Source organism: Halomonas sp. Ps84H-12 (assembly GCF_024124725.1).
Lineage (GTDB): Bacteria > Pseudomonadota > Gammaproteobacteria > Pseudomonadales > Halomonadaceae > Vreelandella > Vreelandella aquamarina.
Window position 1 is genome coordinate 74,047 of the sequence record NZ_JAMXSJ010000013.1, and the last position, 9,200, is coordinate 83,246.

Below are 9,200 nucleotides of genomic sequence, written 5' to 3' on the forward strand. Positions count from 1 at the left end.
AAAAAAGGCACCCAAAATAGGGTGCCTTAGATAGTGCGACTTGCGGTTGCTGATTTACGACGCGACGTCGAAACGGTCGGCGTTCATCACTTTGGTCCAGGCGGCGACGAAGTCTCTGACGAACTTCTCGCCGTTATCGTCCTGGGCGTACACTTCTGCGTAAGAGCGCAGCAGCGAGTTGGAACCAAATACCAGATCCACCCGCGAGGCGGTCCACTTCACGGCACCGGTCTTACGGTCGCGGATTTCGTAGGCGTTGCTACCTACCGGCTTCCAGCTGTTCCCCATATCGGTCAGGTTCACAAAGAAGTCGTTGGTCAACTGGCCTTCACGATCGGTGAATACGCCGTGTTTGGTGCCACCATAGTTGGTGCCCAGTACGCGCATACCGCCCAGCAGCACGGTCATTTCCGGGCCGGTTAAGCCCATCAGCTGCGCACGATCCAGCAGCATCTCTTCCGGCTTCACCACATACTCTTTCTTCTGCCAGTTGCGGAAGCCATCGGCCAGCGGCTCCAGCGGTGCGAAGGAGTCTGCGTCGGTCATCTCGGCGGTCGCATCGCCACGGCCTTTCAGGAAGGGTACGCGTACCTCGTAACCTGCTGCTTTCGCGGCTTTCTCGATGCCTACGCTACCGGCCAGAACGATCACGTCCGCGACGCTAGCGCCGGTGTCAGCAGAAATCTGCTCGTAAACGCTCAGCACTTTCGCCAGGCGCTCAGGCTCGTTGCCCTGCCACTCGTTCTGTGGGGCCAAGCGAATGCGGGCACCGTTAGCACCGCCGCGCATATCGGAACCGCGATAAGTACGGGCACTGTCCCAAGCGGTGGAGACCATCTCACTAATGCTCAGGCCACTTTGTGCAATTTTCTGCTTGACCACTTCTTCGCAGTAGTCGGTGTTACCTGCCGGAATCGGGTCTTGCCAAATCAGGTCTTCTGCCGGCACTTCCGGGCCGATGTAACGTGATTTCGGGCCCAGGTCACGGTGCGTCAGCTTGAACCAAGCTTTCGCGAAAGTCTTCTTGAAGTACTCCGGATCGGCCATGAATTTTTCGCAGATAGCGCGATAGGTCGGATCTACCTTCATCGCCATATCCGCATCGGTCATGATCGGGTTGTGGCGAATAGAGGGGTCGCTGGCGTCAACCGGCTTGTCTTCCTCTTTGATGTCAATCGGTTCCCACTGGTGGGCACCGGCAGGACTCTTTCTCAGTTCCCACTCGTAGCCGAACAGCAGGTCGAAATAGCCCATATCGAATTTCGTGGGGTTGGTGGTCCACGCACCTTCGATACCCGAGGTCACGGCGTTGCTCGCCTTGCCCTGCATGTTGGGGTTGCCCCAGCCTAAGCCCTGGTTTTCAACGTCAGAGGCTTCTGGCTCAGCGCCCAACGCAGAGGCATCGCCATTACCATGGCATTTACCGACGGTGTGGCCGCCAGCTGTGAGGGCTGCGGTCTCTTCGTCGTTCATCGCCATACGGGCGAAGGTTTCACGTACCTGCTGCGCGGTTCTCAGCGGATCAGGCTGGCCGTTAACACCTTCCGGGTTCACATAGATCAGACCCATCTGGACAGCCGCCAGCGGGTTTTCCATGGTCTCTGGCTTGTTCACGTCGCCGTAGCGTTCGTCAGAAGGTGCCAGCCACTCTTTTTCGTCACCCCAGTAGATATCTTTTTCGGGTTCCCAAATATCGACGCGGCCGAAAGAGAAGCCGTAAGCAGGTAAGCCCATGGACTCATAAGCCACGGTGCCAGCCAGAATCATCAGGTCTGCCCAGCTGATTTTGTTGCCGTACTTCTTCTTGATCGGCCACAGCAGACGGCGCGCTTTATCCAGGCTGACGTTGTCCGGCCAGGAGTTGAGCGGTGCAAAGCGCTGGCTTCCGGTACCACCGCCCCCACGGCCATCAGCAATACGGTAGGTGCCAGCGGAGTGCCAAGCCATACGGATCATCAAACCGCCGTAGTGCCCCCAGTCAGCGGGCCACCACTCTTGGCTATCGGTCATCAACGCGTGGACATCTTTCTTCAGCGCGTCGAAATCGAGCTTGCGTACTTCTTCACGGTAGTTGAAATCCGGATCCATCGGGTCTGATTTGCGATCTTGCTGATGCAAAATATCCAGATTCAACCCTTCCGGCCACCAATCTTTGTTGGAAGTACCGGTCGAGGTGTTACCACCGTGCATGACAGGACATTTACCGCTCATAGCTCTCTCCCTTATTGCTCTATGCCTTGGCGATACCAAGGGAACAAATGCTCTGCATCTTTGCTGCAAGCTACTGTGTAGATCGTCAGCGGATGCGTTATTCATGTTTTACAGTTTTAAAGCACCTACTCAATAGTCACAATTTGCATTTAACCAACAAGCTGATAGTCATTAACAATCAAACGTGAAGCGGGGCGCTGAGCGCCCCGTTCCTTGTCAGTCTACTGCTTTACTTGATTACTCCACCAGCGGTAGCAGGGCGTTTAAGCTATCGCGAGCATCGCCGTAGAACATTCGCGTGTTCTCCTTGAAGAATAGCGGGTTCTCAATACCCGAGTAGCCAGTGCCCTGGCCACGCTTGCTGACGAACACCTGCTTCGCTTCCCATACTTTGAGAACCGGCATCCCCGCAATGGGGCTGTTGGGGTCCTCTTCGGCCGCGGGGTTCACGATATCGTTGGAGCCGATAACGATAACCACGTCGGTACTGGCAAAATCGTCGTTAATCTCATCCATCTCCAGCACGATATCGTAAGGCACCTTGGCTTCCGCCAGCAGGACGTTCATATGGCCTGGCAAGCGCCCAGCCACGGGGTGAATGCCGAAGCGGACGGTTTTGCCAGCGGCGCGCAGCTTGCGGACTAAATCGCTGACCGCCGTTTGCGCCTGCGCCACCGCCATGCCGTAACCCGGCACGATGATGATGCTGTCGGCGTCGTTCAGTGCGGTAGCGACGCCATTGGCGTCGATGGAGACCTGCTCGCCTTCGATTTCCGCGGCAGGCCCTTGAGCCCCCCCAAAACCACCTAGAATCACGCTGACAAAGTTACGGTTCATCGCCTTACACATAATGTAAGAGAGAATCGCACCGGAAGAGCCCACCAGCGCACCGGTCACGATCAGCAGGTCGTTGGAGAGCGTGAAACCAATCGCCGCCGCCGCCCAGCCGGAGTAGCTGTTCAGCATCGAGACCACCACCGGCATATCCGCCCCGCCAATGCCCATGATCAGGTGGTAGCCGATAAAGAACGCCAGCGCTGCAATCACTAGCAGCGTCCAGAAGCCTGCGCCGTTGAGGTAGAGAATCGCCAGCAGTAGCGACACTACCGCGGCACCCGCATTCAGTAGATGGCCGCCGGGCAGCTGCTTGGGCTTACCGTCCACCTTGCCCGCCAGCTTACCGAAGGCAATCACCGAGCCGGTGAATGTTACCGCGCCGATAAAGATACCCAGCACCACCTCTATTTGCAGGAACATCAGCTCGTCGGGGGCCTTGGTGGCCACCAGCGCCGCAAAGGCAGAGAACTGGTCCAGCGACGCCTCAGCGGCACGGGCCGCCATCACCCGGCGACGCTCCAGGTCTGCGCTCCAGGCCACGAACACCGCCGCCAAGCCTACGAAACTGTGCAGCGCGGCCACGAGCTGGGGCATTTCGGTCATCTCAACCTTGCCCGCTACGTAAGCGCCAATGGCTGCGCCAATCAGCATCATCGGAATCAGCCACCAGTAGCCGCCGATACCGGGGCCAAACGCAGTGAAAAACACCGCGACCGCCATACCCACGATGCCGTACCACACGGCGCGCTTGGCCTTTTCCTGATTACTCAAGCCGCCCAGCGACAAAATAAACAGCACGCTTGCCGCAATAGCTGCGGCAGATACGAATCCTTGCTCTAACATATCGTCTCTCCGCCGCTTAGGATTTTTGGAACATGGCCAGCATCCGGCGTGTTACCAGGAAGCCACCCACGATATTGATTGATGCGATTAACACCGAAATAGCCGCCAGCACGCTAACCACCGCGCTGCCCGAGCCAATCTGCAGGATCGCTCCCAAAATAATGATACCGGAAATGGCGTTAGTGACCGCCATGAGCGGTGTATGCAGCGAGTGGCTCACTTTCCAAATCACCTGGAAGCCGATAAAGCAGGCCAGCACAAACACAATAAAGTGCTGCATAAACGAGGCAGGAGCGACTAACCCCAGTAGCAGCATCAGCGCGCCGCCCACTGCCAACATGGTCACTTGGCTCTTCGTTTGCGCTTTGAAGGTGGCAAGCTCAGCGGCTTTCTTCTCTTCTGGAGTCGGCTCTTTCTCTTTTTTCTTCGGCTTGGCCGCGCCGATGGCTTTTACCTTCGGCGGCGGCGGTGGGAAGGTGACTTCCCCTTGGTGAGTCACCGTCGCGCCGCGAATCACATCGTCATCCATGTTGTGATGGATCACGCCATCTTTCTCAGGAGTAAGGTCGGTGAGCATGTGACGAATATTGGTGGCGTAAAGCAGTGACGCTTGTGTCGCCATGCGCGAGGGGAAGTCGGTATAGCCGACCACCACCACGCCGTTATCACTTACTACACGCTCACCGGGCTGGGTCAGGTCGCAGTTACCACCCTTCTCGGCGGCCAAATCGACGATCACCGAACCGGGTTTCATGGCGGCGACCATGTCTTCCAGCCAGAGCTTGGGCGCGGGCTTGCCGGGAATCAGTGCCGTGGTAATCACGATATCCACGTCCGGCGCCTGTTCGCGGAAGCACGCCAGCTGCTTTTCGCGGAACTCAGGGCTTGAGGGGGCCGCGTAGCCACCGCTCTCGGAGCCGTCCTGGCTATCCTCAAAATCGAGAAACAGGAATTCAGCGCCCATGGATTCGATCTGCTCAGAAACTTCAGGGCGCACGTCAAAGGCGCGCACTACCGCCCCTAAGCTGGTCGCGGTGCCTATCGCCGCTAAACCTGCCACCCCAGCCCCGATGACCAATACCTTGGCAGGCGGTACTTTGCCTGCGGCGGTCACCTGGCCGGTAAAGAAACGGCCGAAGTTATTGCCCGCTTCAATGACTGCGCGGTAGCCCGCAATGTTCGCCATGGAGGAGAGCGCATCCATCTTCTGCGCCCGGGAAATACGCGGCACCATGTCCATCGCGATGACGGTGGCACCCTGGGCTTTGCAGGTTTCCAGCAGCGCTTCGTTTTGAGCTGGCCAGAAAAAGGCGATCAGCGTTTGGCCTTTCCGCAGCTGTTTAGCTTCGGCCTCAGTCGGCTCGCGGACTTTAATGACCACCTCAGCGTCGCGCCAAAGCGCGTCGGCACTCTCCGCCACGGTCACGCCAGCGTCGCGATAAGTGTCGTCATTAAAACCCGCGGCCAGGCCGGCACCTGTTTCGATGAGGCATTCATGGCCCAGCTTCTGCAGGTGCTTTGCGCTCTCGGGGGTCAACGCGACTCGCGCTTCTCCCCGAGCAATCTCTTTCGGTGCGCCTATTTTCACACGCCTTCTCCCTTGTTTTATCCGCGTTCAGCGCCCAATCCCTTGCAGCCGGGTGGTTGCCCCAACGTCTTTGGGCGCTGTCTACTCACTATGATCTACTCACTATTGCCTATTCACTATTGCGCGAAAAAATGCGCCAGATAGCAGTTTAGGATCTAATGCCGAGCCCGCCAGTGACCATTCAACCTTTGATTCAACTATGTTGTTTATCTACAACACAATGACATACACGTCATTTTTCTACCGGCTAGCACTCTGTGCAAACGCGGTCAGCTCGTCATAGAGCCACACGTTTTCAGGGGCATTGGCGTAGAGACTATGCTGGATCAGTGTCATGGTTAAGGCGGGTAGTTCTTCAGGTGGGGCAACCATGCGAACAGGCAGCATCGCGACAAAGCGCTCGGCCATTTGCCGAGGTAAGGTAATAATGGCGTCGGTGAGCGCCACCACCCGCGCGGCGGCGATGTAGTTGAGGTTTTTCGAGATCACCCGGCGGCTCAGTCCATGCTGGGCTAGGCAGCTCTCAATGCGGCTGGGCAGCAGGCCGCTGATATCGGCAAGCTCCACATGGGGCTGGTGGGCAAACTCCTCTAGCGCCAAGGCATCGCCTACATGAGGGTTCTGCTGGGCGGCTAGGCACACCAGCTCTTCATGCATCCAGGGCGTTTGCAACACGCCGCTGGGTAGCGATGATTGGCTATCCAACCCCACCACCATATCCACTTGGCGTTGCTCTAGGGCTTCGCTTAGCACTTCTGGGGTAATCAACTCAATGGAGAAACTAATGCCCGGCGCATAGCCCAGCAGTTGGCTAAGAAACGCTGGGTACATGACCTCTTCAAAGTAATCCGTGGTGGCCAGGGTAAAACGGCGGGTACTGGTGGCTGGGGCAAAGATGGCAGGCGGCGCGAGGCCTTCCTGAAGCGCGGCTAAGGCTTGCTGCACCACTGGCAGCAGTGCGAGCGCTCTGGGCGTTGGCTGCAGGCCCTGCTCGGTGCGTACCAATAGCGGGTCACCCAACGCTTCACGCAGGCGCTTGAGGGCATGGCTTAGCGCTGGCTGGCTTAAATGCAGTTTTTCGGCAGCGCGGGTGACATGGCGCTCGCGCATCAGCACTTCAAATACCAGCAACAAATTTAGGTCAAAGTGGCGTAGCGAACGCATAGCGCCTCACTATTTATATCATGAATGATTTCATTCTAAACATTCATTTCATTCATCGCGAAAAATTTCTTATCGTCGCGCTTCCTTGAGCATCCCCGCCCGCGCTTGCCACCCTTTTCTTACTGTTGCACACCATAGGAGTACACGTTAGGTGACCCCATCTCAGATCATGCCCAGCCTGTTTGGTGACGTTATCTCCACGTTTATGGGCGTGCCCAAAGCGACTGATCCCAACGCCACCGATGCTGAAGTCGTGGTTAGCGGCGTACCATTTGATCTAGCGTGCTCTGGCCGTTCTGGCACGCGTATGGGGCCGAACACGATTCGCCAAAGCACCGCTAACCTGATTTGGGAAGGCAAGCGCTGGCCGTGGGATTTTGCTCTGGAAGATCGCCTGCGGGTGTGCGATGCCGGCAACCTGGATTACGCCTACGGCGAGCCGGAAAGCCTGGTAGACAACCTGGAAACCCACGCTATGCGCTGGTTGAATGCAGGCAAAAAGATGCTGACGCTGGGCGGCGACCACTACATCAGCCTGCCGCTGCTACGCGCTCACGCCCGTGAACATGGCCCGCTGGCACTGATTCACTTTGATGCCCATACCGATACCTATGAGCAAGGCACACGCTTTGACCACGGCACGATTTTCCACCACGCCTTGCAGGAAGGCTTGGTCGTGCCGGAGCATTCGCTGCAAATCGGCATTCGTACCAGCTATGACCGCAACAACCACCCTTACGAAGTGCTCGATGCCGACTGGGTGAACGACCATGGCCCTGCGGCGGTACTGGAGAGGATTCGTGCTCGGGTGGGCCATCACCCAGCCTACGTGACGCTGGATATCGACGGCCTGGACCCCGCCTTTGCGCCGGGCACCGGCACGCCGGTATGCGGCGGTATGTCCACCGATCTGATGCTGAAAGTAATGCGCGGCATGGTGGGTATGGAGCTGGTGGGTATGGACCTAGTGGAAGTGAACCCCGCCTACGACCACGGCGACATTACATCACTTGCTGCAGCTACGCTGGGGTTGGAGTTTTTATATGTGCTGGCAGCGTCTAAGCGCGGTTAAACGCGTAAGGCAAGGAAGTTCACCTTGGCGATGATGCCAAGGCGGATCAGCTTATGCAGTAGGCGGAGGAGTACGGGAATGTTCATAGCCGCTAACCTACGACGTCGTTTAGCGGAGACGGGGATGAGTGGGAATAGGTATTTTTTAGCTGGAAGCTAAAATCTGTCGATATTTATTCGCTGAAAGCTATAGCAGAAATAATGAAAACGATCACTTACCGGAAAAGCGCGTTGAAGGTATTGCAGCGAATGCCACGGCCAGAGTCGAAGCATACAAGGCAAGATCAAGGCCTACGCGGAAGACCCAGAAAGCCAGCGCAATAATATGAAGGCGTTGAAAGGGAGCAAGTATATTCGTCTGCGGGTAGGCGACTGGCGGGTGATCATCGACGAGCGCGGCGGTGTTTCTCAATAGCGCACTCATAACCGCCCATCACAGTCAATGAACAGGAGGCGGCATGAGCGTCCCTCAAATTATTCAAACGCCCACCGGCGAGCGGTTGGTGGTACTGCCTGAGCAGGAGTACTACGCCTTGCTTGCTCGACTGGAAGACCAGGACGATATCAACGCTGCAAACGCGGTAGTGGCTCGCGGTGAAGAGTCGTTTCCAGAAGCGGTTGTGAATACGCTGCTGGACGGTGTGGTACCCGTGAAAGTGTACCGTGAATACCGTGGCCTGCGTGCGGGAGAACTAGCGGAAAAAGCAGGGATTAGCCAGGGATATCTTTCCGAAATAGAGGCAGGCAAAAAGAGCGGCTCGCTGAGCGTGCTAACCCGTATTGCGGCTGCTTTAGATGTGGAGTTAAGCGACCTCATCTAGCTGCCATACAGCCACTCCAACAGCACCCAGCCAGATACGCTAACGCAAAAGGTGCGAGATAGGCACTTCTACCTCCTGCGTGCGATTTAGCCATTGCAGCAAGATAATCGCCCGCTCTTCACCATTGCGGGCTCGGCTTAGCTGCTGCTGAAAGGTGGCCGAATGTCCTGCAAAGGGGCCATTCTCCACCGTGACCTCCTGCCCAGCTTCAAAGCTAGACGGCAAAGCGTCTTGGTCTTCACGTGCCTTTAGCAAGGCGATTAATTCATGAGATATGACAGCAGGACGATCACCAAACGTCACAATACGACTAACCCCCCGGGTAGAACGGATGGGCCGCCAATTGCTTTGCAGCTGGTCAAGATAGATAAATAAGTAGTAAGGAAACAGCGGCTCGCTCACCCACTCAACTTTACCTCTGCGCTTTTTACGGCATAAGAGTGTGGGGTGAAAGATATCAAACCCCTGATTCAAAAGATTTTCTTCAGCCCTAAAGGACTCACCACCTTTGCACTGAATCCTGAATCCGTGAGACCGGCCCCCGGAAGCACTTCTAACCCACTGACCTGCATGGCAATATAGCCATTATCGCCATTCACCCAGACAGTGCCATGCCCAACATAAAGTTCCGCGCCAGTCGCCGCACCCTCACCAGCCACGCCGGG

Annotated in this window: 8 protein-coding genes; 2 read left to right on the forward strand and 6 right to left on the reverse strand. The window is 56.8% G+C overall.

The window, feature by feature from the left end:
- Positions 1 to 54: 54 nt before the first annotated feature.
- The 4 genes from katG to NH344_RS08545 all read right to left on the reverse strand — a co-directional run bounded on the left by katG (position 55) and on the right by NH344_RS08545 (position 6,643).
- Positions 55 to 2,211: a catalase/peroxidase HPI gene (katG, locus tag NH344_RS08530; RefSeq protein ID WP_253027770.1), complete on the reverse strand. Its 2,157-nt coding sequence runs from the start codon at positions 2,209 to 2,211 to the stop codon at positions 55 to 57.
- 237 nt (positions 2,212 to 2,448) lie between these two features.
- Complete coding sequence (locus tag NH344_RS08535) at positions 2,449 to 3,891, reverse strand: NAD(P)(+) transhydrogenase (Re/Si-specific) subunit beta (RefSeq protein ID WP_074211404.1); 1,443 nt, start codon at positions 3,889 to 3,891, stop codon at positions 2,449 to 2,451.
- A gap of 16 nt (positions 3,892 to 3,907) precedes the next feature.
- On the reverse strand, positions 3,908 to 5,479 hold the full coding sequence (locus NH344_RS08540; RefSeq protein WP_253027771.1) for a Re/Si-specific NAD(P)(+) transhydrogenase subunit alpha: 1,572 nt from the start codon (positions 5,477 to 5,479) through the stop codon (positions 3,908 to 3,910).
- Positions 5,480 to 5,719: 240 nt separating this feature from the next.
- On the reverse strand, positions 5,720 to 6,643 hold the full coding sequence (locus NH344_RS08545; protein ID WP_253027772.1) for a LysR family transcriptional regulator: 924 nt from the start codon (positions 6,641 to 6,643) through the stop codon (positions 5,720 to 5,722).
- A gap of 169 nt (positions 6,644 to 6,812) precedes the next feature.
- Between NH344_RS08545 and speB the strand changes: the two genes are divergently transcribed.
- Both speB and NH344_RS08555 read left to right on the forward strand, forming a co-directional pair.
- A complete protein-coding gene (gene speB / locus NH344_RS08550; RefSeq protein ID WP_253027777.1) occupies positions 6,813 to 7,715 on the forward strand; it encodes an agmatinase in 903 nt (300 codons plus the stop codon).
- Between the two features lie 457 nt (positions 7,716 to 8,172).
- Entirely contained in the window at positions 8,173 to 8,535 is a 363-nt protein-coding gene (locus NH344_RS08555; RefSeq protein ID WP_074211399.1) for a helix-turn-helix transcriptional regulator, read from the forward strand.
- A 39-nt stretch (positions 8,536 to 8,574) separates the two neighbouring features.
- Here the strand turns inward: NH344_RS08555 and NH344_RS08560 are convergent, their stop codons facing one another.
- Both NH344_RS08560 and NH344_RS08565 read right to left on the reverse strand, forming a co-directional pair.
- Complete coding sequence (locus NH344_RS08560) at positions 8,575 to 9,009, reverse strand: transcription termination/antitermination NusG family protein (protein ID WP_253027773.1); 435 nt, start codon at positions 9,007 to 9,009, stop codon at positions 8,575 to 8,577.
- The coding region (locus NH344_RS08565) for a hypothetical protein (protein WP_253027774.1) at positions 9,006 to 9,200 on the reverse strand (195 nt) is incomplete at its 5' end. The genes NH344_RS08560 and NH344_RS08565, both read right to left, overlap by 4 nt.